This is a genomic window from Candidatus Desulfosporosinus nitrosoreducens (assembly GCF_030954495.1).
In the GTDB taxonomy this organism is placed as follows: domain Bacteria; phylum Bacillota; class Desulfitobacteriia; order Desulfitobacteriales; family Desulfitobacteriaceae; genus Desulfosporosinus; species Desulfosporosinus nitrosoreducens.
Window position 1 is genome coordinate 1 of sequence record NZ_JAVHUW010000075.1, and the last position, 24,288, is coordinate 24,288.

General features: G+C 45.9%; 27 protein-coding genes and 1 other annotated feature. Of the genes, 22 read left to right on the forward strand and 5 right to left on the reverse strand.

Going from position 1 to position 24,288, the window contains the following annotated elements:
* The 6 genes from REC12_RS21875 to REC12_RS21900 all read left to right on the forward strand — a co-directional run.
* The coding region (locus REC12_RS21875) for an RHS repeat-associated core domain-containing protein (protein ID WP_308897940.1) at positions 1-839 on the forward strand (839 nt) is incomplete at its 5' end.
* Positions 840-845: 6 nt separating this feature from the next.
* On the forward strand, positions 846-1,223 hold the full coding sequence (locus REC12_RS21880; RefSeq protein WP_308897941.1) for a DUF4474 domain-containing protein: 378 nt from the start codon (positions 846-848) through the stop codon (positions 1,221-1,223).
* Positions 1,224-1,325: 102 nt separating this feature from the next.
* Positions 1,326-1,769 carry a DUF5104 domain-containing protein gene (locus tag REC12_RS21885; protein ID WP_308897942.1) on the forward strand — a complete coding sequence of 148 codons (444 nt, stop codon included), beginning with the start codon at positions 1,326-1,328 and terminating at the stop codon, positions 1,767-1,769.
* Between the two features lie 576 nt (positions 1,770-2,345).
* The gene (locus REC12_RS21890) at positions 2,346-2,546 is read left to right on the forward strand and encodes a hypothetical protein (RefSeq protein WP_308897943.1); all 201 of its coding nucleotides are present in this window, start codon (positions 2,346-2,348) and stop codon (positions 2,544-2,546) included.
* Positions 2,547-2,550: 4 nt separating this feature from the next.
* A complete protein-coding gene (locus REC12_RS21895; protein ID WP_308897944.1) occupies positions 2,551-3,342 on the forward strand; it encodes a hypothetical protein in 792 nt (263 codons plus the stop codon).
* A gap of 415 nt (positions 3,343-3,757) precedes the next feature.
* Positions 3,758-4,123 (forward strand): PIM7 family immunity protein, encoded by a 366-nt coding sequence (locus REC12_RS21900; protein ID WP_308897945.1) that lies wholly within the window; start codon positions 3,758-3,760, stop codon positions 4,121-4,123.
* A gap of 592 nt (positions 4,124-4,715) precedes the next feature.
* Here the strand turns inward: REC12_RS21900 and REC12_RS21905 are convergent.
* A complete protein-coding gene (locus REC12_RS21905) occupies positions 4,716-5,447 on the reverse strand; it encodes an SGNH/GDSL hydrolase family protein (protein ID WP_308897946.1) in 732 nt (243 codons plus the stop codon).
* A 363-nt stretch (positions 5,448-5,810) separates the two neighbouring features.
* Entirely contained in the window at positions 5,811-7,463 is a 1,653-nt protein-coding gene (locus REC12_RS21910) for an FAD-dependent oxidoreductase (protein ID WP_308897947.1), read from the reverse strand.
* 163 nt (positions 7,464-7,626) lie between these two features.
* On the opposite strand from REC12_RS21910, the gene REC12_RS21915 reads away from it, so the two are divergent.
* Positions 7,627-8,067, forward strand: coding sequence for a DUF134 domain-containing protein (locus REC12_RS21915; RefSeq protein WP_308897948.1), 441 nt, complete (start codon positions 7,627-7,629; stop codon positions 8,065-8,067).
* 82 nt (positions 8,068-8,149) lie between these two features.
* Here REC12_RS21915 and REC12_RS21920 read toward each other — a convergent pair whose 3' ends face one another.
* From REC12_RS21920 to REC12_RS21930, 3 genes are all read right to left on the reverse strand, one after another.
* Positions 8,150-8,389, reverse strand: a complete 240-nt coding sequence (locus REC12_RS21920; protein WP_308897949.1) for a DUF2922 domain-containing protein — start codon at positions 8,387-8,389, stop codon at positions 8,150-8,152.
* A gap of 22 nt (positions 8,390-8,411) precedes the next feature.
* Positions 8,412-8,633: a DUF1659 domain-containing protein gene (locus REC12_RS21925; RefSeq protein WP_308897950.1), complete on the reverse strand. Its 222-nt coding sequence runs from the start codon at positions 8,631-8,633 to the stop codon at positions 8,412-8,414.
* Between the two features lie 225 nt (positions 8,634-8,858).
* Positions 8,859-9,074, reverse strand: a complete 216-nt coding sequence (locus tag REC12_RS21930; protein WP_308897951.1) for a helix-turn-helix domain-containing protein — start codon at positions 9,072-9,074, stop codon at positions 8,859-8,861.
* Positions 9,075-9,457: 383 nt separating this feature from the next.
* On the opposite strand from REC12_RS21930, the gene REC12_RS21935 reads away from it, so the two are divergent.
* From REC12_RS21935 to REC12_RS22005, 15 genes are all read left to right on the forward strand, one after another.
* Positions 9,458-10,432, forward strand: coding sequence for an HlyD family secretion protein (locus tag REC12_RS21935; protein ID WP_308897952.1), 975 nt, complete (start codon positions 9,458-9,460; stop codon positions 10,430-10,432).
* 14 nt (positions 10,433-10,446) lie between these two features.
* Positions 10,447-11,100, forward strand: a complete 654-nt coding sequence (locus REC12_RS21940; protein ID WP_308898006.1) for an HlyD family secretion protein — start codon at positions 10,447-10,449, stop codon at positions 11,098-11,100.
* Positions 11,101-11,114: 14 nt separating this feature from the next.
* Positions 11,115-12,740: a DHA2 family efflux MFS transporter permease subunit gene (locus tag REC12_RS21945; protein ID WP_308897953.1), complete on the forward strand. Its 1,626-nt coding sequence runs from the start codon at positions 11,115-11,117 to the stop codon at positions 12,738-12,740.
* Positions 12,703-13,191 carry a MarR family winged helix-turn-helix transcriptional regulator gene (locus REC12_RS21950; protein ID WP_308897954.1) on the forward strand — a complete coding sequence of 163 codons (489 nt, stop codon included), beginning with the start codon at positions 12,703-12,705 and terminating at the stop codon, positions 13,189-13,191. Before REC12_RS21945 ends, REC12_RS21950 begins: the two co-directional genes overlap by 38 nt.
* A gap of 76 nt (positions 13,192-13,267) precedes the next feature.
* Positions 13,268-13,354, forward strand: a sequence feature (ribosomal protein L21 leader region).
* Between the two features lie 10 nt (positions 13,355-13,364).
* Entirely contained in the window at positions 13,365-13,676 is a 312-nt protein-coding gene (gene rplU, locus REC12_RS21955) for a 50S ribosomal protein L21 (RefSeq protein WP_308897955.1), read from the forward strand.
* Positions 13,582-14,028: a ribosomal-processing cysteine protease Prp gene (locus REC12_RS21960; protein ID WP_308897956.1), complete on the forward strand. Its 447-nt coding sequence runs from the start codon at positions 13,582-13,584 to the stop codon at positions 14,026-14,028. Before rplU ends, REC12_RS21960 begins: the two co-directional genes overlap by 95 nt.
* Complete coding sequence (gene rpmA / locus REC12_RS21965; RefSeq protein WP_308897957.1) at positions 14,022-14,327, forward strand: 50S ribosomal protein L27; 306 nt, start codon at positions 14,022-14,024, stop codon at positions 14,325-14,327. The genes REC12_RS21960 and rpmA overlap by 7 nt, the downstream gene beginning before the upstream one ends.
* 121 nt (positions 14,328-14,448) lie before the next feature.
* Positions 14,449-14,958: a Spo0B domain-containing protein gene (locus REC12_RS21970; protein ID WP_308897958.1), complete on the forward strand. Its 510-nt coding sequence runs from the start codon at positions 14,449-14,451 to the stop codon at positions 14,956-14,958.
* A gap of 157 nt (positions 14,959-15,115) precedes the next feature.
* On the forward strand, positions 15,116-16,384 hold the full coding sequence (gene obgE, locus REC12_RS21975) for a GTPase ObgE (protein WP_308898008.1): 1,269 nt from the start codon (positions 15,116-15,118) through the stop codon (positions 16,382-16,384).
* A 32-nt stretch (positions 16,385-16,416) separates the two neighbouring features.
* A complete protein-coding gene (locus REC12_RS21980) occupies positions 16,417-17,685 on the forward strand; it encodes an efflux RND transporter periplasmic adaptor subunit (RefSeq protein ID WP_308897959.1) in 1,269 nt (422 codons plus the stop codon).
* On the forward strand, positions 17,682-18,881 hold the full coding sequence (locus tag REC12_RS21985; protein ID WP_308897960.1) for an ABC transporter permease: 1,200 nt from the start codon (positions 17,682-17,684) through the stop codon (positions 18,879-18,881). Before REC12_RS21980 ends, REC12_RS21985 begins: the two co-directional genes overlap by 4 nt.
* Positions 18,882-18,981: 100 nt before the next feature.
* On the forward strand, positions 18,982-19,275 hold the full coding sequence (gene yhbY, locus REC12_RS21990) for a ribosome assembly RNA-binding protein YhbY (RefSeq protein WP_308897961.1): 294 nt from the start codon (positions 18,982-18,984) through the stop codon (positions 19,273-19,275).
* Between the two features lie 171 nt (positions 19,276-19,446).
* Positions 19,447-20,904 (forward strand): sigma-54 interaction domain-containing protein, encoded by a 1,458-nt coding sequence (locus REC12_RS21995; RefSeq protein ID WP_308897963.1) that lies wholly within the window; start codon positions 19,447-19,449, stop codon positions 20,902-20,904.
* A gap of 295 nt (positions 20,905-21,199) precedes the next feature.
* Positions 21,200-22,648 (forward strand): trimethylamine methyltransferase family protein, encoded by a 1,449-nt coding sequence (locus REC12_RS22000; protein WP_308897964.1) that lies wholly within the window; start codon positions 21,200-21,202, stop codon positions 22,646-22,648.
* Positions 22,645-24,285, forward strand: coding sequence for an HAL/PAL/TAL family ammonia-lyase (locus tag REC12_RS22005; protein WP_308897965.1), 1,641 nt, complete (start codon positions 22,645-22,647; stop codon positions 24,283-24,285). Before REC12_RS22000 ends, REC12_RS22005 begins: the two co-directional genes overlap by 4 nt.
* The last annotated feature ends 3 nt before the right edge of the window (positions 24,286-24,288 follow it).

The window sequence follows — 24,288 nt, forward strand, 5'->3', positions numbered from 1 at the left end:
TTGGCACGTCTGCGTCCGGTCAGAGTACGGACAATAGCAGTTTAACCCTTAACGTTTATGATGGTTTTAACCAGCTAATCGGCACAACCGTCGGAGACAAAACTATAGCCTATTCCTACGATGGAGATGGGTTGAGGGCCATCAAAACGGTCAATAAGGTTACGACAAACCATATATGGGATGGGCAGAATATTGCCCTGGAAACGACGGGGGGAGTAGTTACAGGGACTTATCTTCGTGGTACAAATCTCATCGCAGGAGATTTCGGTGGTTCTCGAAAGTATTATGAGTACAATGGGCATGGGGATGTTGTCCAATTAGCTAATACGTCAGGTAATGTTACTAAGAATTATGACTATGATGCTTTCGGGAACGAGAAGAATATTGACCCGAATGACACTAATGTGTTCAGGTATTCGGGGGAGTACTCTAACTTAGAGACGAATACCTACTACTTGCGGGCAAGAAATTATGATCCAACAACAGGCCGATTCTTGAATGAAGATACAAATACAGGAAAAACAATAGACCCGTTAAGCCTAAATCTTTATACTTATTGCTTTAATAATCCCATTTTATATGTTGATATGAGTGGAAATTGGCCTGAGCTTTCAGACGTAACGAGAACTGCTGCAAAATGGTTAATAGCCAACCCAGTCAACGTATACGCAACTCAACAGGGGTGGTTTAGTGACCTGTTTTATAAAGCGGGATTTGTCAGAGATTCAGGTGGTGTATACCATACTAGGCAAGATTGTTGGCAGCAATATTTCGGTTATAATGATTTTTATGATTATGTTTTTAACAATGGCACCAGTATGGATAAAGCAAAAATGTAATTTAGTATGGATGACGGAAAAGATTATATTTTCTGGGCATGGAAAGGAAATTATTTAAACTTAGGTGCCGGTGCGGAAATGGGTATATATACAAGATTAGCAGTTAACGGTACGCCAACGGATCATTGGATCGTAGATCCTAGCCTTGCTCTTCCAATGACATTAACGTTAAAGGATAATAATGGAAATACAATAGTTGATTTCAATCCAAATGAAAACTTATGGTGGGTGACAGGCTTCAATCCGTATTATCAAGGTGTTCAAGCAGATAACCTGACAGCTACCTACACTATTAACTTTTCTGGAAACAAAGACATGTATAATAAATTTTATGATACATGGAAAAAGGATGACAGATGGAATATAGCTACGTTTACATTCTGAGGAAAGGAAAATCTATTAATGAATAAGAAAATAATATTTCTGGTTCTTCTTTTAAACATATTCTTATTAACTTCATGTTCGCCAGGAGGGTCAAGAACGGGAATGCTTAACAAAGAAAGTGACGATAAAAAAGCAGATGCTCGACTAGAACAAGTGATTGTAGCTATTCAAAATCAAGACAAAAATGCTTTAACAGCAATGTTTTCAAAACAAGCTTTGGCTGAAGCTAAGGATTTTGATGGAAGTATGAATTACTTATTTGAGCTTTTTCAAGGCAAGGTTCAGTCTAAAAAGAATGACGGGCTAATAGTTGACGAGTCGGACAATTACGGGCATAGTAAAAAGGAGGTAAAATCATTTTATATTGTCGAGACTGACAAACAAAAATATCTCTTCTTCCTTTTGGAATACACGACAAATACAGACCAATCTGATAATGTTGGTTTATATTCATTACGTGTGATTAAAGCCGAGGATGAAAATACGCAATATAGTTCATGGCAAAAAATGAAAATTGCCGGAATATATAAACCGAAACAGGAATAGCGTCGGACGAGATATGAACAGTGGCGTATGAATTGGATAAATGCTGGATATAAATGGTTTTCTAATGGCAGAAAGCCACCAATTAACTGGAATTCAAATGAAACAAATTTGAGCAAAATTAATAATAAGAATTAATGCTGAAATAATTGAAGTGTTCACAGGGGTGGCTGCTTAAGAAAGTTTAACAATTATGTGATGAATTAGTTATTTACATAACCAATTCATCACAAGGATGCGTTTCCAAAATGTATTTCCAGGAAAGGTCAACTAACGTAAAATGTCTGTTGACTTTCATTTTTAACCAAGATAAATAATACTGTTCAGATGGAAGGGGGCATCTACACTCTACCTATCTGCATTATGATAGCGTAAATTTCAATCCATACAAGTGAACGTTATGTTACCTATGGACACGGTGTACACACGTTAAAGAAACTGGTAGATAAAAGCAAATTAATAACAATACTACAGAATCCGTGATAAGAGGCTTTTTCATTGGCAAACATAACTGGCACTTAAAAATGAAATATTATCAATTGCCATAGATGGGATCTTCATTACGAAATAACAAATGAAATGAGACAAAAAATTGGTTACAATGTAATTGATAGATTTAGAAACGAGGTTAGGACTGGAAATGCTACACCTCAGGAAATATGGGATGCAATGAGAGATATTTATACTAAAAACGGTATGGAACAGTATTTAGATCCAATTAAGCAACAGTTAAGAGAAGCTTCTATCAATAAGGGATATTCCATAAATTTTGGAGAGTGATTCCATGAGAAGAAGAGCAACCATGACATTAAGGGGCAATAAGGATTTGCTGAAAGAGGTGTTTGAAAAAGTTAAGAACTATGCTACCAGTGCAGAATTAATTGCTAATTTACGTATTACTATATATCAAGATACCGTAGGATTCAAAATTTTGATGGATGAAATAAATGCTCACGATATAAAGTATACCTTTGCCGAAGGAAGAGAGTATACAAAAGAGGAATTAAAGGCGGCGGTATTTTTTGATATGGAAATAATTTATCCTTGGGAAAGTGATGGAAAAACTGCAGAAAAATTCGGGACTATGTATAAAAATACTTGTAAAAGTTGTAGCATTGGAAAAAATCAAATATCCGACCTAATAATTGATACAAAGAAAGCTGCAAAGTACGATATATGTATTATACAGCCCGAAATTATAATTAACGAGAGGATATACAATCTAATAAATGAAAATAGTCTTACAGGATGCAACTTTAGGCCTATCAAAGATTTTAAGGGTAGGGAAGAGGTAGTACTATATCAATTATTAATTACAAATGTTCTGCCATCTATGAGTAAGAACATAAGTGTTGAGATAGTTGATGGTTTTAAATGTGGGGAATGCAAAAGGAATGGTGAAATTCTAAGGTCAGAGGTTATATATGATAATACCAGTTTACATGAGGCCAGTGATTTTAATCTTACTCAAGAGTATTTTGGACTTAACCTGTATTGCGGCAGGAATATTATTGTTAGCTCAAAAGTTTATAGTTTATTTAATAAAATAAGATTAAACGAAAATAAGATTAAATGAGTTGCCTTTGAGCCAGTAAGACTAATTTAATAAGTAGATAGAAGTTACCTCCTCATTGAAATAACTCTATATATTTTTATAGCAGCACTCATATCATTTTTCAAAAAGAAATAGAAATTATAATTAACAAACTTTGATTGAGTTTCGAAATCCTCCAGTGTCCTATAGAAGGTCAACGGACGTAAAAAGTCTGTTGGCCTTCTGGGGGTATTATTTTAATTTATCACTCCCAAGTTTAATGAAACTACTGGATATTCTTTTACTCACTCGAGTAGTTCAGGCAGTGGTAATTCAGGTGGAGGGAATTCATCAATGTATATAGTACCTATGCCTGTAATGCCTGGTGTGCCAGGATTAACTGTCCCTTATTTTCCGCTCGAAATCCCGATTTGTGCTTGGTAAGGAGTGTAATAGAGTGTTAGATATAAAAGAAATGCAACAAAAAATAGATAGGCTTGATTATTGGGATACCAAAGTTTTAGAGCTAACATGTGAATACTTTGCTGATGAGGTAGTATTGATTTTTGACAGAGACATTCCTAAAAAACTTACTTTTACAACTTGTTATACTGTGACATTTGACCATTATTGGGAAAATTATCGACGTGATAAACCAATAAAAGAGTGGACAAGACCGCAAATGCCGTTTTTTTTGCAAGCAATTAATGTCGAAGTAGGTATAAAACATAATATGGAGTTGTATGCATTTTCAATTGATTTACCTCCGATGTCAGCTTATATTATGTGTAAAGATGTAAAAATTGAAAATGTAGAATTATGATAAAAATTCAATAATACTTTTAGACAGAAAAATCCCAAGAGGATATCTTATTTTAGGTTAAAGTTCCAATAGAGAAATACAACTGTTGGTAGCACTTTAGCCTCTACCGCAGCTAAACCATTGAATTCACTGATATTTTAACTGGTTTCAAAACCTTTCAACCTCAAGGTCAACAGACGTAAAAAGTCTATTGGCCTTCATTTTTACCAAGCTGGGTGCAATTAGTAGCTATAACCTGCTTTTAGTTATCCGTTTAGGGGTTCCGCCAATAGTTTTTTACGGGTATACCTGATAATGACCATGCCATACCAAACATGCTTTCTGGTTTCTAATTGACGATGGATTATGAAAAGGAAACTATAAAAGTTTTTGTGCTTAAAAAACCATAATTTTAAATACTAACAATGAGATAAAAATGTGATTTATTGTTGATATTTCTCTATAATTTAATTATAAATGGGGTATTGAAACATATGATTAATCCTGAATAAAACCTCCAATAAATGTAACATTTGTTTGGTAAGATTCAATAAAGATAAGACAATAAAGAAAAAAGTTTCGTGGTTCATCTCACGAAACTTTTATGTTGTTTTCAGTTATTTGAATTTATTTTAGTGACTAATTGCTTACAAATGTAATTGGACATTAAGCGATATCCTGTGTCCTTAGGATGAAGTCCGTCCACCAATACGTCCGCTAAGGCGGTTTGGTCCGTTGGGAAAGCACTCCACGCATCCAATAAGTTTACTCCATTATTATTAAGACACACAATAGTAATTGCAGAGCGGATGCCTTCAAATAAGGATTCATCTGAAGAGACCATAGGAGGTTCAACGATGCAGAAAATATCTGCCTGGGGAGCTTTTTGCTTAATGAGCCGGACTAATTGAGCATATTTTAAACAAAACTGGGTGGAGGTGTAGAAGTTGCGGTCGTTCCTTCCGACACAGATGAAGACAGCATCTGCCGAGCTGTCGATTTCTTCGGCTCTCTGCAGGCAGTAGTCCACAAGGGTCCCGGATGAAGCTTTATTATCCCAAATTATCTTATGAGGATAAAGTTTGGCCAAAATGTCGCTGAGATCGGAATCCCATCCTGTTGCTTCGGGATCTGAAGCGCCTTGGCTGACGGCAATGGAATCGCCGAGAATAACCGCGTTGATATTACCGGTTTGGAGCTTTTTAATACCTGTTAAAGGATGAGCACTGACAATAGTTGAAGTGGTCCCAGTGCTTTGTGCTCCATGTGCGGTTTGCGGAAGGCAAAAACCAGCCGTTGTCAGGGCGATTGTTAAGGATAAAACTATAGCTGCTTTATTTTTCATAATGTTAATTTTTTCTCTCTTTCCGGCTTAGGTTAGCTATTTCGCTTGTAGTCTGTTGGTAATTCTAATAAGGCAATGCTTTAATTTACTCTTTCTCCAATATCCCACAATTTCATTGCGAAGTAAGGGGAAATTTGTCTGAAAAACGAAGAAGATCCTTGTTGCACCACCAAGCTGAAAATCGGCGGAGTGTAAGATAATAAAAAGGTAAGGATTAATTGCAAAAGAAAAAGAAAAAGCAGGAACGAAACATTACTGAATTCTTTTCAGTAAAAAGTCGTTCGCGCTTTTTTCTTTTTTAAAACTAAGACACTTTAAATAAGGTGGGTAAATCTGAAATTAGTGTGGATTCGGTTTCTGAAATTAACCGAATACAGCCGGATAATAAGTAACCCAGCCGCCGCTTAGATCTTTGACACGTGTAAAGCCGTGTTGGGTTAAAATACGATAGGCTAAATAGCCGCGCAGCCCGATCTCACAGTAAACTACGATGTCCTTGTCTTTGGGGAGTTCTGCCAAATGGTCGCGAAGGTCGTCAATGTGAATATGGATGGAACCGGGAATAAACTTCCCTTTTCGTTCTTCTTCTGTTCGCACATCAATGATGCAAACGTCTTTGGCATTCATTTTTTTCAGTTCGTGCCACTGAATCGTTTGGACATCCCCGTTGATAATGTTCTCGGCGACATAGCCGGCCATGTTGACCGGGTCTTTAGCCGAGGAGAAAGGTGGGGCATAGGCCAGCTCCAGTTCCTGCAGATCATAGATCGTGCCTTGGCGGCGAATGACTCCGGCGATATCGTCAATTCGTTTATCGACCCCTTGCGCTCCGACAATTTGGGCCCCCAGGACTCGTCCGTCACTCTTGTCAAAGAGAAGCTTGAGGGACAACCTGGCGAATCCGGGGTAGTACATGGCATTGGAAGCGGAGTGGGTAAAGGATACTTCATAAGGTATTCCCAATTTGCTGAGCATTTTTTCATTGGCGCCGGTGGAGGCCGCTACCAGATCAAACACTTTGGCGATAGAAGTTCCTTGAGTTCCTTTATACCGGCTGTCCCGTCCGGCAATAATGTCGGCAACGATGCGGCCCTGTTTGTTGGCAGGTCCGGCCAGCGGTATGAGTACGGCTTGTCCTGTGACCAGGTGCTTGACTTCGATGGCATCGCCGACGGCGTAAATATTCGGATCGGAGGTTTGCAGCTTTTCATTGACTTTGATTCCGCCCAGGTCTCCAATGGCCAGGCCGGCTTCCTGGGCTAATTTGATCTCAGGTTTGACGCCAATGGCTAAAATAGTTAAATCTGTTTCAACTTGATCCCCGCTTTGGAGGGTTATAATTGTTTTATTGTTTTCTTTAGCAAAGGATTTTACCCCGTCTTCTAAAATAAGGTTGACTCCTTTGTTGAAAATTTGTTCGTGGAGAATAGCGGCCATTTCATAATCCAGAGGAGCCATGACCTGATTGCTCATCTCGATAATAGTGGTGGCAACCCCTCTTGCCTGGAGGTTTTCGGCCATTTCCAGACCGATAAAACCGCCGCCTACAACGGCTGCCGTCTGAGGATGCTGTTTATCGATATAGCCTTTAATGCGGTCAATGTCCGTGACACTGCGCACAACGAGAGGCTCAATATCGTTAATTCCGGGAATTGGCGGGCGAACAGGGGCCGCTCCGGGTGAAAGGATCAATTGGTCATAAGATTCCCGATAGGTTTTACCGCCGGCTTCCTGAACTTCAACGGTCTTTTCTGCGGGAAAAATGCGGGTAACCTCACTAAAAATTCGCACGTCGATGTTAAAACGTTTTCGCATACTTTCGGGTGTTTGGACAAGAAGTGCATTCCGCTCGGTGATGACTCCGCCGACGTAGTAGGGCAAACCGCAATTGGCGTAGGAAATATGTTCTCCGCGCTCAAAGATGATGATTTCCATCTCTTCATCCAAACGGCGCAAGCGTGCTGCAGCGCTGGCTCCTCCAGCAACTCCTCCAACAATGAGTACTTTTTTGCTCATCACAAACTTCTCCTTCAGTAAAAGATTTAACTCCGGTTTATGAATTTATGAAAATAATAACATGATTATTGGCATTTGACAATAATCATGTTATTCTAATGCGGGAATAGCAATAGTCATTTAGACGGATTATACTGTCATTATCAAGTGAAAGGAGCATCCTATGCCTAGGCCAATTAAATGGAGAAGGGTCGAGTATATTCCTGAGAATAAATATTTTGCGCCCTGTCCCAAAGGAAAATGCGGCTGTTTAGAGGGAGTTGAAGATGTTCAGCTCAAAGTAGAAGAACTGGAAGCTATGAGGCTTAAGGATATAGAAGAACTTAGTCAGGAAGAGTGTGCCGCGAGGATGCAGATCTCCAGGCAGACTTTTCAGAACATCATTGATGAAGCCAGAAAAAAGGTTGCCAGAGCACTGATAGAGAATAGGGCGATCACCATCGGCGGAGGGCATTATACGAAAAATGTCTGCAATCTCAGGTGTACCTCTTGCGGGAATGTAATAAATGCAACTTACGAGGAACATGGGCGTGCCTGCCCTCATTGTGGTTCGCAGAGAGTTGAGTGCGATAAAAACCAGTGCCTTACACAGTGTGACAAGTAAGAAGGCCTTTTGCTGACTGCCGGCGTGACGCCGGGTTTAAGCCCGGCGCCTTGACAGTGAGTTGCTTTCGGCCAGGGAAATTTTAGGCTCCCGCTGGGTCGTATAAATCCTCCGTTGTCGTATTGATTATTCCGGCATCCCGCTTGGAAACCAGTTCACCGCCGGGGCTAAGAAAGATGTTTCTCGCGATGATGAGGTCCATGGCGGCTTCAATCTCGGCTGCTGTTATGCCCTCCTTTGGCTGGGGCAAGGTAATAGTTACGGCATTACCTGAGGCGTTGCTGAAGCTCAGGCGCAAAACTTTTTTAGTTGAGACTGCCATATTTGTTCCTCCTATTCTGCTGCTATTCGCTCAAGTCGAAGCGACTGTCCCGGCGGACCCCGATTAAGGGATAGTCCTGAAGCCCATAAAGGGCGACGGCCACGTCATAAACGTCCTGGTCGGAACTGCTTGACTTTACATTGGGGAAACTGCGCTGACTGAGTTTTGGTGAGCCTTGAGCAGTCAATCCAACCTGATAGGTGACGACCATGACCGAATCTTTGGCGTTGCTAGTTACCGCCATTTAAAATAACCCCTTTCTAATACTATTGGACAGATTCTCGCTGCCAAATGCCGCTTTAACTGGCTGTTGGCAATGACAAGGGGGTATACGGCCTTTAGAACCGGCGGAGATAGTGGTGAGCGACACTTTGTCCGAGAATGCTTGTCCTAATTCCAGTATATTGACTGGGCGAAATTCCGTCACAACCCGGGGGAAGAGTGGGAATAGAATCACACCTAGGTAAGACTAATCGATGAAGTCCGACCACTCGCCGCCAACGGCTTCGGCAATCCGCTTGGCCCAGGAAGGGCTCATCTGACGTTTTCCCCGTTCCAAATCACTGATAATATTGGCGGGGATTCCGGTGATTTCAGCTAACTCTTTTTGAGTTCCAATGTGCGCTTCAAGGCGCGCTTTTCTCACTTTTCGACCAGCATAATTTATTTGGCTTCTTTTTTGCAAAATTCAAATCCTCCGTTTCTAAGTTATAATTTACGGGGATAATTAGGATTTTCTCAAGCCTTCCCTGGGAATAGAGGAACACCGTATTGTTTAATCCGTACCTATTATATGGACTTGCCCTCTGAGACGTTCTGGATGGCTAGATATCTGTCGACAGTTTATTTCCACGAAAATTATTGGCTCAGGCACTTTTGCACAATATTTTTGGAAGGACTTTTCCGACCGGCATTGTTGCGGCAACTATTACCAGGCAAACTTGCCAGGGACCTTGCGCAAAAGTTCATTTTAGGTCTTGACAGGTGCCCTAAACAGAGGTAAGTTTAGTTATGCTTGCAAACAATATGCATGCGAACGGTTGCAGTACAAACACAAGGAGGATTGGAATGAAAAGGGTTATTTTAGTCATGCTAGCTATAGCTGTTGGTCTGACCGGCTGCGGTACGGCAGGGGCTGGCCCGGCAAGCGAGCAAACAAGTGCCAGTGTTCAGACGGGTAAACCGGTTTTTGTGATGGCCGGGATTCTTGACGCCAATGATAAGGCTCAGATCACCTCAAAAATTGCGGCTAAGGTTGCCAGCATCTCCGTGGATGTCGGTTCGGTGGTAAAAAAAGGGGATACGCTGATTACGCTGGATACCAAGGATATCGAAAATCAAGTGGCTCAGGCTCAGGCTGCGGTGGATACGGCTCAAGCCAATTTAGTCAAGACTCAGGTCGGAGCGCGTCCTGAACAGATAGCTCAAGCTCAGGCTCAGTTGGACGCCGCTAAAACTGCTTATACGAACGCTCAAACGAATTATGACCGCAATCAGCAGCTCGCTTCTGCCGGTGCGCTCTCGCAAGCCCAGCTGGAAGCGTCTCAAACTCAGTTGTCGGCTGCTCAGGCCCAGTACAACTCGGCTCAGGATTCTCTGAATATGTTGACTAAAGGGGAAACCCAGGAAACCATCAACGTTTTGCAAGCCCAGGTCAAACAGGCTCAAGCCGCTTTGGACTTGGCCAAAACCCAGCTTGACAATGGGACGATTGTCTCGCCGATTTCCGGTACTGTTAGTGCAAAAAATATCAATATTGGAGAGTTAGCCTCTCCCGGAGTGGCTTTGCTTTCCGTTGTCAATGACGACTCCTTATTTATTAGCGCTTCGTTGCCAGCCGGACTTGTAGGAAGTGTAAAGGCCGGTCAGGAGGTTGTAGTGAGAGTCTCCGAAATTCCGGATAAAGATTTTACTGGGGAAGTAATTTCGGTTGATCCGGTGATTGATTCCCGGAGCACAAGCGTTCTGGCCAAAATTCAGATTACGAATCCGGATCCTGGTTTAAAGCCTGGCATGCTGGCGGAAATAGGCCTTAAAAAGTAAGGAGAGGCGAGAAAATTATGGAAAAGCGTAAAAAGTTAATATACTTAATTCTTGCGGTAATGGTCATAGCATTTGCCGGTATCGGAGGATATTACTGGTATCAAAATACGTATTATGTTTCTACGGACGATGCTACGGTGGAAAGCGACATCGTCAATGTCGGTCCTCAGATTTCCGGGAAGCTTCTGGAATTAGACGTTGATGAAGGGGATACGGTTGTCAAGGATCAAATTATCGGCCGCCAGGGCTTGGACAATCCTCAAGAAACCAACATTGATCAAACCGTTCTTAGAGCTCCGATTAACGGAATCGTGATTAAAAAGCAGGGAACAGTGGGAGAGATCATTTCCCCGGGACAAACGGTGGCCATGCTTATTGATCCTACGAAACTGTATATTACGGCGAACATTGAGGAAACAGAACTCGGCAGAGTTAAGCAGGGTCAAAAAGTAGATATTACCATTGACCAATTCGGGGGTAAAGTATTTACGGGCAAGGTTAAATACGTTGGGCAGGCTTCCAATTCCACCTTTGCTTTGCTGCCGACGTCCACAAGCGGCACGTTTACCAAAGTTGTGCAAAGGATACCGGTCAAAATCGAATTTGATAAAGTGGATACGTCTTTGCTGCCGGGTACGAATGCTGTTGTGAATATTCACATAAAGTGATGAGGTGAAGGATTATGACAGAACATCACCCAACAGAAGGCGCAGGTGACGGGGCGTACAAGTGGCTTGCCTTGTTTGTGGTTGTCATAGGTACTTTCATGGTTATGTTGGACAGCAGTATCGTTAATATCGCCATTCCCAAAATGATGAGTGTTTTCGGCGCGGATTTGGATTCCATCAAGTGGGTATTAACGGGTTACACATTAACGATGGGCGCCATTGTGCCTATAACAGGTTTTTTAAGCGATACCATTGGCATCAAGAAGCTCTTTATGTTTGCCTTGTCCTGTTTCACGGTAGGTTCTTTCCTGTGCGGCTTTGCTTGGAGTAATAACGTAATGGTCGCCTTCAGGGTTATCCAGGCAATCGGCGGCGGAGCGATTATGCCGGTCGGGATGGCCTATATTATGCAGATTTTTGAGGTCCACGAGCGCGGCAAAGCCCTGGGTTTCTGGGGGATCGCCTCTATGGCTGCTCCGGCTATTGGGCCGACTCTGGGAGGATATATTATTCAAGCCATGGATTGGCGGTTTATTTTCTATGTCAATGTGCCCATTGGCATCTTCGGAGTTCTGTTTGCCAGCATTTTGCTCAAAGATCCGCCGCTTAAGCCTTATAAAGGAAATTTTGATTTTATCGGCTTTTTTTCTTCGATAGTGGGGATTGTAAGTCTCTTGTATGTGCTCGGCGAAGCGGATTCCATTGACTGGGGAAATATTAAATTTCCGTTGTTAATCGCTTTAGGTTGTTTCAGTCTGTTGATCTTCATCGTTAATGAATTGATGCATCCCGATCCTTTGCTGGAATTGCGGGTTTTTAAAATCTATGATTTTTCGCTCAGTCAATTGATCACTACAATCACGATGCTGGCTTTAATGGGCGGCGTCTACGTGCTTCCGTTGTTCTTACAAAATTTAAGAGGGTATACGGCCATGGAGACAGGATTGATCCTGTTCCCGTCAGCCATTGCCTCCGGGCTGATGATGCCCGTCAGCGGTGCTGTTTTTGACAGGTTCGGAGCAAAAGTAGTAACCATTCCCGGACTTTTGGTTGTGGCCTTTGCTACCTATAAAATGTCTCAATTTAACATGGATACACCGTCAACAACCATTACTTTTATTGCAACAATTAGGGGTCTTGGGCTGGGTCTGTCCATGATGCCTGTCAATACGGCTGCTATGAATGCCGTACCGAGACATTTGTACGCTAAGGCGACGGCACTGTCGACCACGGTTCGAAGTATCACCCAGGCTATGGCGATTACCTTCATGACCACCATTATATCAACTAAGTCAAATTACAATTATGCCAGACTTGCCGAGCAGGTTACGTCCTTTAATCAGACTTCCAATTATGTAGTTAAAGCTTTACAAGGCCTCTTTATGAGTTCGGGGCAATCTCAAGGAGATGCCCAGGGATCAGCTTTTGCAACTCTTGGACAGCTGATTTATGGTCAGGCTTACATGGATGCGATGAATTACGCCATTGCGGTCACGGTTCCGGCGATTTTAATTGCCGTTGCTTTGGTTTTCCTGATGAGACCCAAGAAAGCGACTGTCAAGAACAAGCCCAATACTAGTTTAGAAGGAGAGAAGGTAGCCAATGAACCAGAAGCTGGATTCGCAGGCTTTATGGAGTAACCCTTCTGAGCAACTTGTCTTTCTCTTCAAAGCTGTTCAAAAGATCTATCGGGACCAGGTTTGTGAAAAGTCCAAGCAGTATGGCTTCACCGGACCGCAGGTCGGTTTGATCCTCGCTCTGAGCAAGCATCCCTATATAACTTTAAATGAATTAAGCGAGTGTATAGGGTTGTCCAAGAGCACCGTTTCCGGGATTGTCAACCGTTTAGTTAATCAAGGAGTCGTCATCCGGGAAATTCCCGAAAACAACCGCAGGATTGTTCGGCTATCTTTGACACCGGAATTTCAAAAGAACAATGTCATTACGGAACTAATCAACAATTATATTGCCGACGCTCTTAAAGCAGCTAATGAAGAGGATCTCCAGAAAATAATTACCGGGCTGGAGATCTTGTATGAGCTTTTAAGCCAAGGCGGCGATTTGTTAAACAAAGATAATGATCTCCTGTAATAAAACAAGATCGTGTTTTAGTAAATTATGTTTGCAAATAAAGCTGCTAAATGCTACAATAACTAAATGTGGTGACTTCTCACCGCAACCGCTCGAATCAGGTGTCAACGAGGTTTTTTACTTCTTAAAAAACCGACCTGCAATGGCGAGTCTAGGATATGGGAGGTGTAGATATGTACGCAGTGATTGAAACCGGTGGAAAACAATTCCGCGTCCAAGAAGGGGACGAGATTCTCGTTGAAAAATTAGACGCCAATGTTGGAGATACCGTGACGATTGACAAAGTTCTTCTCTTGGAAAAAGAGGGTGTTGTCAAGGTGGGGACCCCTGCTGTAGCAGGTGCCAGCGCAGTGCTTAAAGTTGTGGAGCACGGCAAAGGGGTGAAGGTTATTGTCTTTAAATACAAGGCTAAGAAAAACTACCGTCGTAAACAAGGACATCGTCAACCTTACACAAAAGTTCTTGTCGAAGCACTCCAAGCGTAAAGGACCGGATGGGATTCGTTTCTTAGTATGGACGGATGAACTGGGACGGATTCGAAGTTTTGAGTTGTCCGGTCATGCCGGATATGCGGAAGCGGGTCAGGATATTGTCTGTGCGGGCGTTTCTGCCTTGGGTATCGCGGCAGTCAATGGACTGGAACATTTTCTCTCGCAGGCTCCCCAAGTTCAGGAAGAGGAGGGTTTTCTCTCTTGTCTGCTTGCAGAAGTTTCCGAGCAGGAAGTGGATCAGGCCCAGTGGATTTTGCAAACGCTAAAGCTTGGTATTGAACAGATAGAATCGGTTTATGGACCGGCGTATATAGTTATTGATCAAAGGAGGTGGACTCCATGTTAAACATGAATCTGCAACTCTTCGCTCACAAAAAAGGGGTGGGTAGTTCTCGCAACGGTCGGGACAGCAATGCGCAGCGTCTTGGCTTGAAGCGCGGTGACGGTCAATTTGTCAAGGCTGGAACGATTATTGTGCGCCAGCGGGGAACGAAGTTTCATCCCGCTAAAAATTGCGGTCTTGGTAAAGATGATACTTTATTTGCTCTGATCGACGGATACGTTAAATTTGAGCATAAAGACAGGAATCGCAAACAAGTAAGTGTTTATGCTGAACGCAAAGTACCGGCGGCTATTGCCCAATAAGCAGCTTTCTTTACGCCCCTGGGTTTTCCCCAGGGGTTTTTCGTGTATCTACAGAGCAATCGTTTGTATCTTAGAAAATAATGGAAAACACTAGAGTTTTCCAATGAGGGGAACGATGACAATGTCAGATCTCGAACATAATTTGTTGGCGGATATGCTGCAATGGTACCGTCTTCAAAGGCACGATTTTTTAAATCATTGGCAGGTTGTAATGGGCAATCTTCAGCTTCAGCAGCCTGAGAAGGCTTTCGCTTATATGCGTGAATTAATCAGGCCTCATGAGGAGCAAAAGATTAGTCAAATCCCGGTCCCTGTACTCTCCGCGCTTCTGCTCGGCTGGGTTATTCGTCTCGGGCAGATGGATGTCGTTACTACTTTAGATTACCCTGAAGAGATGAAACTGGAAGATTTTTGGCGGGATCATTGGCGGGGAGAATACGGAGAGGGCTTATCCGGGTACACTAGAGAATGTTTGAAGCTTTCTGAAGGCTATAAGGGATTCTCTGATTTAAGCTCCGAAGTGTATTTATTTGATGAACCGGAAGGTTTTTCTTGTCAATTTATTTTAGAGAATGAAGAAAAGGTGCTTATTGATAAGACGGTTCGCTTTACGCGAGAGCTGTCGGAGTAACTAGTTATTTATTTTGAAATCATTCATTTAGAATAATCTGTGACTTTCAAATTGGGAAAGTCCTTTGCAGCCAACTTGTGTGAAATAATGGAAAAGTATTTATCAATGGCTGTTATATTGGGAGTTAATTTAGGATACGAGGAGAATGGGTATGTCACTGTTTTATGATCAGGCCAAGATTTATGTCAAGGGGGGCGACGGCGGAGCAGGCGCTGTCGCCTTTCGTCGGGAAAAATACGTTCCCGAAGGCGGGCCGAGCGGTGGAGACGGCGGCCGCGGGGGAGATGTTGTTTTCGTCGGCGATGAAGGTATGAGCACTTTAGTAGATTTTCGTTATAAACGGCATTATAAAGGGGAACGCGGAGAGCACGGGCAAGCCAAGAATATGAGCGGAAAAAGCGGCAGTGACGTACTTCTGCGCGTCCCTGTGGGTACAGTGGTTATTGAAGATGAAACCGGTGACGTAATTGCCGATATAACAGAACACGGTCAGCGTATCGTTGTTGCCGCCGGAGGCAGAGGCGGCAGAGGAAATGCCCGCTTCATGAGCAATACGAACAAAGCCCCCACTTTGGCGGAAAATGGTGAACCGGGTGAGGAGCACTGGATGCGCTTGGAACTCAAGCTTCTGGCCGATGTTGGCCTGGTAGGATTCCCTAATGTAGGAAAATCTACTTTAATTTCACGGGTTTCGGCCGCCAATCCTAAGATCGCGGATTACCATTTCACCACCCTTGTGCCGAATCTGGGAGTGGTTGAACTTGATGATGGGCAGAGCTTTGTTATGGCAGATATTCCGGGCCTTATCGAGGGCGCCCATACCGGGGCCGGGCTCGGGCATGAATTTTTGCGCCATACGGAAAGGACACGTTTAATCCTGCACGTTTTGGATATTTCCGGCTCGGAAGAACGGGACCCTCTGGAGGATTTCCGGGTTATCCAGGAAGAGCTCCGGCTGTACAGTCCGGCTTTGGCCGAGCGGCCTGTGATTGTCGTGGCTAATAAAATTGATATTCCCGGTGCTGAAGAAAACCTGCGGCGTTTACAAGATGTGCTGGAGGAAGGACAGGAGATGTTTGCGGTTTCTGCGGCCACGGGGGAAGGACTGCAAGCCTTGATTTACCGAATCGCTCAACGGCTGCCTGATATTCCGGTGCCGGAGATTGCAGTCTATGCGGCAGATCATCGCGTGACGAAGGCGCAGCCGGAAAAGCGCTTTGAGATTTCCAAAACAGACAATCAGTATACGATTAGCGGCAAGGAAATTGAAAAACATGTTCGCATGACTTTATTCGATCGGGAAGAAAGCGTTTACCGTTTCCAGAACATCCTTAAAGCGATGGGGGTGGACGACGCTCTGCGTGAAGCGGGGATTAAAGAAGGAGACAGTGTGGAAATTGCCGGTGTGACGTTCGAATGGGAGTAGGGTGAGAATTTTCGTCGTTTGGGGGTAACGCTGTGAAAAGATATCTCTGGTGGGGAATTGGGATAGTGCTTGTGCTTCTTGTTTTGGCTGTTGCCGGATGGTGGATATGGGGGAGTGCTCGGGGTACTCTGAAGGTCACGGCCGGGACCGTGGCGCCGATTTCCATGCAGGAGGATGTCTATGCGACAGGAAGCGTTGCCCCCGGTTCACGCCAGGAGGTACGGGTCTTAAATCCCGGAATTGTCTCCAAAGTAGCCGTAAAGGTCGGAGACACTGTTCAAGCAGGGCAAACCCTTGCCACCCTCGATACGACCCTGGCAGATGCTCAAGTGGCCCAAACTCAGGCCGGTGTTGAAGCAGCCCAAGCCGTTGTTAATGCTGCGCAGAATAGTCTGGCGGAACTGAAGCGCGCTCAAAGCCTGGCGGCAGCCGCCGCAAATGCTGCGGCAGGTACTGCTGCCTCGGCAAATTCCGGGAGTGCAGGTCAAAGTAATATGGACGTTGTGAATATAAACGGCAACGGCGGAGGAAGTGCCGCTGGAACTAATAATAACGGTGCGGCGAATGTCGGTTCTCTGACAAGCGTTTTAGAAGGTTCCGGTGCGGTTTCTCAGGCTCAAGGAGCTCTGGCCCAGGGCCAGGCAGCCTTAAAACAGGCTCAGGAAGCTTTGCATCTTGCCCAAATACAACGGGATCTGTTGAGTTACAAAGCTATTCTCTCCGGGACGGTTCTGGAGGTGAATGCTCAGGCCGGGGACTTGGCTTCGGCCCAACAGCCCTTAGTGGTTGTCGGGGAGCTGAACCATATGAATGTTGTGGTTCAGCTTAATGAAATGGATGCCAACAAGGTTAAGCGGGGGGAAAAAGTGACGGTAACCAGCAAAACCCTAGGCACCGCGGCAGTTACGGGTATTATCGCGGAAATTGCTCCTGAAGCGGCGACCCAAGCAAGCCTTCAAGCAAATACCTCCCCCACAGTAGGAGTAACGATTCGTTTAGATCAAGTACCGGCCGGACTGAAACCGGGCTATAATGTCAATATTCAAGTGGTCGTGGCAACTAAAAAAGGGGTCTTGGCTGTTCCTTTGGAGGCTTTGTTTCAGGAAGGCAGCAAGAACTATGTCTACCGAATTCAAGAAGGACGCCTGCATAAGACCGAGGTTAAAGTGGGTATTGGCAACGATACGCACCAAGAAATTACCAGCGGCTTAAAGTCCGGGGATCTCATCGTTCTGAATCCTTCGAATCAGCTCTCTGAAGGCCTGGCCGTGACGGCGGAGCAGGGAAGTGGAGGGTCATGAGTCCCTTTGAAGCTCTGCGGGGGGCCCTCTTTAGCCTGCGGACGAACAAGCTGAGGACGGGGCTGACAATGTTGGGAATCATTATCGGCATTGCTGCCGTGATTGCCGTAGTAACCATTGGGCTGGGCGGGAAAGCGGCAATCATGCAGGAAATGGAGAAAAGCGGGGTTAATCTTTTTGTCCTGTACCCGAAGTCGACCACCGGACAAAGCGGACTTGAAGCGAACCTTTTGAGCTTATCGGACAGTGAAGCTTTGCAAAGCGCCCTGCCCCAAGTGAAGACACTGCTCCCGACGAGCGTCGACTATGCCGCCATGGAAGTGAGCCAAAAGAATTCTTCGGCTATGCTTGTGGGAACGACGCCGGAATTTGCCGTTTTGCGCCGCCGGGAAGTGGCCAAAGGACGTTTTTTTTCTGAGGAGGAGTTTGAGGCGGATCGCCGGGTTGTGGTGATTGATCAAACCTTGTCCGATAGTTTATTCGGAGCCGGTAATCCTTTAGGGCAGCAACTGATGATTCAAAATGTGCCCTGCCGGGTGATCGGGGTTTTGGCTAAAGACACTTCCGCGTTTGCCCAGTTTGACGTCAGTCCGCAAAACTCTTATGCTTATGTCCCCTGGGGAACCTGGACAGATATTTTTCAAACCACTCGGGTGGATCAATTAGAGGGAGCAACTTATCAGGAGTCAGACTTGGAGAGTGTGATCGCACGTGCCAAGCAGATTCTAAATGTGCGTCACGGGACGACGGACCAGTATGAGGCTTACAACGTTCAGCAGCTCGTTCAATCGACGAATAAAATTACGCGTATCCTGACGAGTATTATAGGTCTGGTGGCGGGAATTTCCCTTTTCGTAGGCGGGATTGGCATCATGAATATTATGCTGGTTTCAGTAACGGAACGCACTCGTGAAATCGGGTTGCGCAAAGCGGTAGGGGCCAAAGAACGGGATATTTTACTGCAATTTCTCTTGGAAGCGATTGTTTTATCCTTGGTCGGCGGAGTTGTGGGGATCGCTTTGGGAGTGGGGAGCGCTTTGCTGACAGCGAATCTTCTAAACTGGCCGCCGCTCTTATCCGGCTGGTCGATTCTGTTTGCAGTCACTTTCTCTCTGGCCGTAGGCCTCTTCTTCGGCTATTATCCGGCGCTGAAAGCCGCCAAACTTGAGCCCATCACGGCCTTGAGATATGAGTGATGGCGATGTTTTCAGGCTCGCTAAGAGAACTACATACGTGGTTAAATGAATTGACCGGACGATTTAATCATGATGAAAAAATTATTTAGGAGGAAACTAAGTGTTGACAGGGAAGCAAAAACGTTATTTAAGGGCGATGGGCAATGAAATGGTACCGATTCTCCAGGTAGGCAAAGGAGGAATCGCCGAAGCTGTGGTTACCCAGGCAGATGAAGCCTTGGAAGCCCGGGAGCTGATTAAAGGCAGGGTTCTGCAAAACTGTCTGGAAGAACCTCAAAGCGTGGCCGCAGATTTGGCGGAGCAGACGCGTTCCGAGCTCGTCCAGGTTATTGGGCGGAATTTCCTGCTGTACAGACCGTCCAAGGATAAGCCCCTTATTGTTTTGCCAAATTAGCGAGCTATAAATAAAGCCATGCCTTATACGTGGATTTTGTCCGCGATTAAGCATGGCTTTTGTTTTCCTAAGCAAACAATAATCTGCTCCTGAGAATTTTTTTGCGGCAGGAAGGGATGCCCGCTCTGATTAGCGAATGTTATTTCATTGTAGCCTGGGGGGGATGGCAAGATGGGGATACGGCGGCATATGCGGTGGGCAAGTGCGGAAGCTTTGCGGAAAAAAGTGCATATTTATGAAACGATCTTGAACTCCATTCATGAGGGGGTTCTCATTACAGATCCGAAGGGGTATGTAATTTTTTATAATCAGGAGATTGCCTTATTGGAAGGCTTAAACCCGGAGGATGTGGTAGGCCGGCATCTTTCGGAGATTTACAGTCAACCGCTGGATACAAGTGAGCATTTGAGAGTTTCCCGCACGGCGCAGCCGATCCGGGAAACTTATCAGAAATACTTTACCCGCCAAGGACTGGAGGTTCACCTGGTGGCCAGTACGGTGCCGGTCTTAAGGCAGAATGAACTGTTAGCGGTTTATTCAGTCTGCCGGGAAGCTACACATCTAAAAGAAATGTTATTGCGCACGATGCAAATCCAGGAAATTAAAGCGGATTTGCTTGAAGGCAAAAAGAATAGCCCGGCACATTCCGGGCGGGCGAATTTTGTCTTTGCCGATATTATCGGTAAAAGCAAGGCTATGGAAAAGGTTATCCGCGGGGCGCAGAGGGCTATGTCGGGGACCGCTAATATTCTGGTTTACGGGGAAACGGGGACAGGCAAAGAATTGCTTGTGCAAAGCATTCATAACGGCAGTCCCCGCAAACATTATCCCTTTGTGGCGATTAACTGTTCGGCAATTCCGGAAAACCTCCTGGAGACGATGTTGTTCGGAGCGGTTAAAGGAGCTTATACGGGGGCTGTGCCGACGACGGGAATTTTTGAGTATGTGGATGAAGGGACCTTGTATCTGGATGAAATTAATTCTATGAGTCTCGGGCTGCAGGCGAAACTTCTGCGTGCCCTGCAAGAACGCACTTACCGCAAAGTGGGCAGCGTCACGGAAATACCCCTGCGCTGCCGGATTATCAGCTCGATTAATGTGGACCCAATGACTTGTCTGCAAAAGAAATTGCTGCGGGAGGATTTGTTTTACCGGCTCTCAGTCATCTCTCTGACGATTCCGCCGCTGCGGGAGAGGAAAGAGGACATTCCCTGCCTGATTGAGTATTTCATTAAAAAACATTCTCCCCGCCACTCTCAGTGCAAAATGGAGCTGGACCCGGAATTGGCCCGGATGTTTCAGAGTTATCGTTGGGCCGGAAATATCCGGGAGTTGGAGAATGCGATTGAAAGCATGATTTGCATGGCGGGAGAGGAGAAGTGGCTGACGTGTGAACACTTGCCCATGTATCTCAAGCAGCAAATGGAGCAAGAAACTTTTAAAGCGGGTAAAGTTCCTTCTCAGCTCAGCCCGTCGCTGCTGGATATGGAAAATAGTATTGTCACGGATGCCTTAAAAAAACATCGCGGAAATCTCAGCCGCGCGGCCAAGGAACTGGGAATTTTACGGCAAAGTTTGCAGTACCGGGTTAAAAAGTTAGGCATTGACGCGGAGCAATTTCGACATTAGGGTAGTCTAAGGTGCAAAGAGAATTCGCTGCAATGCAATTTTGCAGTAAGATATTTTGCACCTTAGGGCCAGAGATTTAAGAGAAAGGCATAGAGGCATGGTCAGTGTTGCGAGACCGGAAAGGTTCAATTATGGACTCTTCCGGTCTCGCCTTTTTTCTCTGGAAGTAAAATTAGCTTGTCGTCAAATTTGGCATTGGATTTGCAAGCTTAATTTTAATATTACACTTTCGGTTTCTTGAAGGTGCTGGGAAACAGTTCCCAGAAAACATAAGGATAAAAGGGGGATGCTTTTCTTGAAAGTCAACATGCGCGCACAGGCGACCGTGGGACTCAATTTGCTTTCCGATGACCAGATCGAGGAGATTCATTCGGCGACACTTCAGGTTCTCCAAACAGTCGGCGTAGAAGTGTATGAAGAAGAGGCTCTGCAGCTTTTGAAAAACGCCGGGGCTGACGTGGAAGGGACTCGTGTCCGCTTGCCGGTGTGGCTGGTTCAGGAAGCTTTAGCCGGCGCTCCGAAGTCTGTAACGTTATACAATCGTTCCGGGGAGCCTGCCTGTATTCTGGAAAAAGGCAAAATTTATTATGGCTCAGGCTCGGATACTCCCTATACTATTGACGTGGAAACAGGCAAGCGCCGTTTGGCGACAAATGCCGATGTGGGGATGGCGGCCAAACTGGCAGACGCTTTGGAGCATATTGATTTCATCATGTCTTTGGGCCTGGCTTCGGATGCGCCTCCGGAGGCTTCCGATGTCTATCAGTATCAGGCGATGGTGACCAATACCCGCAAACCGATTTTGTTTACGGCTCATGGACGGCAAGGATTGCTGGATATTTACGAGATTTCCTCTTTGGTAGCCGGCGGAGACCGGGATCTTAGGCTAAAGCCTTTTTGTGCTTTATATAATGAACCCAGCTCTCCGCTGATGCACTCTAAAGAGGCGGTGGAAAAACTTTTAACTTGTGCGGAAAAGGAAATCCCCATGATTTATGTGCCGGCTACCATGCTTGGGGCCACGGGCCCCGTCACTCCCGCGGGCTCCCTCGTTGTGGCCAATGCCGAACAACTTTCAGGCCTGGTAATTCATCAACTGAAGAAGAAAGGAGCGCCTTTTATCTATGGAGGCGGAACTCCTCCGATGGATTTGCGCACGTTTATTTGTTCCTACGGATCTTCTCAGCGGGATTTGGGCTGCACCTCTTTGGTGAAGATCGGTCAATACTATAATCTCCCCACCTTTACCACTGCCGGTTGCAGCGATGCTCACGTTTTTGACCAGCAGGCCGGAATGGAAGCGGGTTTTAACACCTTGATCGCCGGCCTGGCGGGAGGAAACCTAATCCATGATGCTGGTTATATCGGGATTGGTCTTATCTCGTCCATGGAGATGCTGGTGCTTTGTGATGAAGCGGCCAGCAACGTCAAGTACTATCTCAGGGGCGTCGAGGTGAATGCGGAAACCTTGGCCGTGGATGTCATCAAGGCTGTAGGCCCTGGCGGAAACTTCATCGGGGAGGACCATACCATGGATAATTTTCGCAAGTACCGCCTGGATACCCATGTTGTCAATCGTCTGAATCTCGATGCCTGGGAAGAGGCCGGGAGCAAGACCTTTGGCGAGCTGGCCAACGAGAGAGTCAAGAAGCTGCTGGCGGAGCATACAGTCCCGCCCTTGCCGGAGGGTGTGCTGGCCGGAATTGACGCTGTGGTGCAAAGGGAGAGAAAAGAAAGATTATGAGCACGAGCAAGATGGTTACCTCTCAACAAGAGTCTAAGGTTCTCTTGCTGACAGGACAGGATTTGACCCTGGATATGATCGTCCGGGTGGCGAGAGCCGGCCGGCGGGAGGCCGGGCTTCCCCAAGTCGGTCTTGATCCTCTGGTCCGCGAAAATTTAGTCCATGTCAGGAACTATATTGAAAAAAACTGGCTCCGGGAGGATGCGCCGATTATTTATGGCTTTAACTCCGGAGTCGGCAAATTAAAGGATACCCGGATTGCCCCTGAAGAAAATGACCTCTTTCAGCGCCTGATGATTGAATCCCACTGTTCGGGAATTGGAGACGCGGCGGGGGAAGACGTGGTTCGGGCGACCATGCTTATGCGCGCCAATTCTCTGGCTAAAGGGGTCTCAGGCGTGCGTATTCAAGTGGTGGACCGTTTGCTGGAAATGCTCAATCGCGGGGTGCATCCGGTGATTCCTCTCCTGGGATCTGTGGGTGCCAGCGGAGATCTGGCTCCTATGGCTCACTTAGTGTCCGCTTTAGTGGGTCACCCCGAGGCTGAGGTTTTTTATCAAGGCCAGCGCTTACCCGCCCAGGAAGGGCTGACACGGGCCGGAATGGAAGCGAGCTTTCAGATGAAGGCCAAAGATGTCCTGGCGATGATCAACGGCTGTACGTTTACCTTGGGCATAGCCGTTCTGGCAGCCTATGATGCCCGCAGAGCCGCAAAGTTGGCGGATGTGGCCTGTGCCTTGAGCATGGAGGCCATGCGCGGGGAAATGGGAGCCTTTGAACCGAGAATTCAAGAGGTTCGCAATCATCCGGGCCAGATCCGGTCAGCGGAGAATATCCGCCGGCTCCTGGCGGGAAGCCAGTGGACGACGGACGAAGCACGCAAAATTAAATTGAAGGACGAAGTGCGCGCCGGGGAATGGCAGCCCAGGGTTCAGGATGCCTACGCTTTGCGTTGTGTACCGCAAGTTCACGGGGCTGTGTGGGATGTGTTGGATTTTGTGGATCAGATTTTAGTCAGGGAAGCCAATGCGGCCACGGACAATCCGCTGGTGTTTCGGGAAGAGAATGGGGAGTATGTGGGCTTCAGCGGCGGAAATTTTCACGGTGAGTATTTGGCTTTCGCCTTGGATTTCTTAACTGTGGCAGTTCATGAGCTGGGGAATATTTCCGAACGGCGAAGTGCCCGTTTGCTCGACCCGACTATGAGTTATGGACTGCCGCGCAATTTAGTGGGCACCTCGGTGGGGCTCAATACGGGCTTTACCCTGGCACAGTGTTCGGCGGCAGCCTTAGTCAGCGAGAACAAGACCCTTTGTTACCCGGCCAGTGCCGATTCTATTCCGACGAAGAGCAATCAGGAGGACCATGTGAGTATGGCGACCTGGGCTGCCCGCAAAGCCGGAATGGTGATTGTCAATCTTTTCAAGATTCTGGGGATTGAGATTCTCTGCGCGGCTCAGGGAATTTCCTGTGCCGAGCCCCAGCTCCCGGGGTTGAAGCTGGCGCCGGGAACCCGGCAGGTTTATGATCGCCTGCGTCAGGATGTACCCGCTACGGAAAATGACCGCTATATGAACAAACAAATGCGTTTGGCGATTGCTCTCGCAGAAAGCGATGCTTTCCTTATAGAGGAGTGAGAA

Coding starts and splice junctions, on each gene's coding strand:
- REC12_RS21935 (WP_308897952.1), top strand. CDS start 9,458: ATGAAAAGGGTTATTTTAGTCATGCTAGCTATAGCTGTTGGTCTGACC.
- REC12_RS21950 (WP_308897954.1), top strand. CDS start 12,703: ATGAACCAGAAGCTGGATTCGCAGGCTTTATGGAGTAACCCTTCTGAG.
- REC12_RS21915 (WP_308897948.1), top strand. CDS start 7,627: ATGCCTAGGCCAATTAAATGGAGAAGGGTCGAGTATATTCCTGAGAAT.
- REC12_RS21985 (WP_308897960.1), top strand. CDS start 17,682: ATGAGTCCCTTTGAAGCTCTGCGGGGGGCCCTCTTTAGCCTGCGGACG.
- REC12_RS21945 (WP_308897953.1), top strand. CDS start 11,115: ATGACAGAACATCACCCAACAGAAGGCGCAGGTGACGGGGCGTACAAG.
- REC12_RS21910 (WP_308897947.1), bottom strand. CDS start 7,463: ATGAGCAAAAAAGTACTCATTGTTGGAGGAGTTGCTGGAGGAGCCAGC.
- REC12_RS21925 (WP_308897950.1), bottom strand. CDS start 8,633: ATGGCGGTAACTAGCAACGCCAAAGATTCGGTCATGGTCGTCACCTAT.
- REC12_RS21995 (WP_308897963.1), top strand. CDS start 19,447: ATGGGGATACGGCGGCATATGCGGTGGGCAAGTGCGGAAGCTTTGCGG.
- REC12_RS21880 (WP_308897941.1), top strand. CDS start 846: ATGGATGACGGAAAAGATTATATTTTCTGGGCATGGAAAGGAAATTAT.
- rpmA (WP_308897957.1), top strand. CDS start 14,022: ATGTTAAACATGAATCTGCAACTCTTCGCTCACAAAAAAGGGGTGGGT.
- REC12_RS21920 (WP_308897949.1), bottom strand. CDS start 8,389: ATGGCAGTCTCAACTAAAAAAGTTTTGCGCCTGAGCTTCAGCAACGCC.
- REC12_RS21895 (WP_308897944.1), top strand. CDS start 2,551: ATGAGAAGAAGAGCAACCATGACATTAAGGGGCAATAAGGATTTGCTG.
- REC12_RS21885 (WP_308897942.1), top strand. CDS start 1,326: ATGCTTAACAAAGAAAGTGACGATAAAAAAGCAGATGCTCGACTAGAA.
- REC12_RS21890 (WP_308897943.1), top strand. CDS start 2,346: ATGAGACAAAAAATTGGTTACAATGTAATTGATAGATTTAGAAACGAG.
- REC12_RS21905 (WP_308897946.1), bottom strand. CDS start 5,447: ATGAAAAATAAAGCAGCTATAGTTTTATCCTTAACAATCGCCCTGACA.
- REC12_RS22005 (WP_308897965.1), top strand. CDS start 22,645: ATGAGCACGAGCAAGATGGTTACCTCTCAACAAGAGTCTAAGGTTCTC.
- rplU (WP_308897955.1), top strand. CDS start 13,365: ATGTACGCAGTGATTGAAACCGGTGGAAAACAATTCCGCGTCCAAGAA.
- REC12_RS21970 (WP_308897958.1), top strand. CDS start 14,449: ATGTCAGATCTCGAACATAATTTGTTGGCGGATATGCTGCAATGGTAC.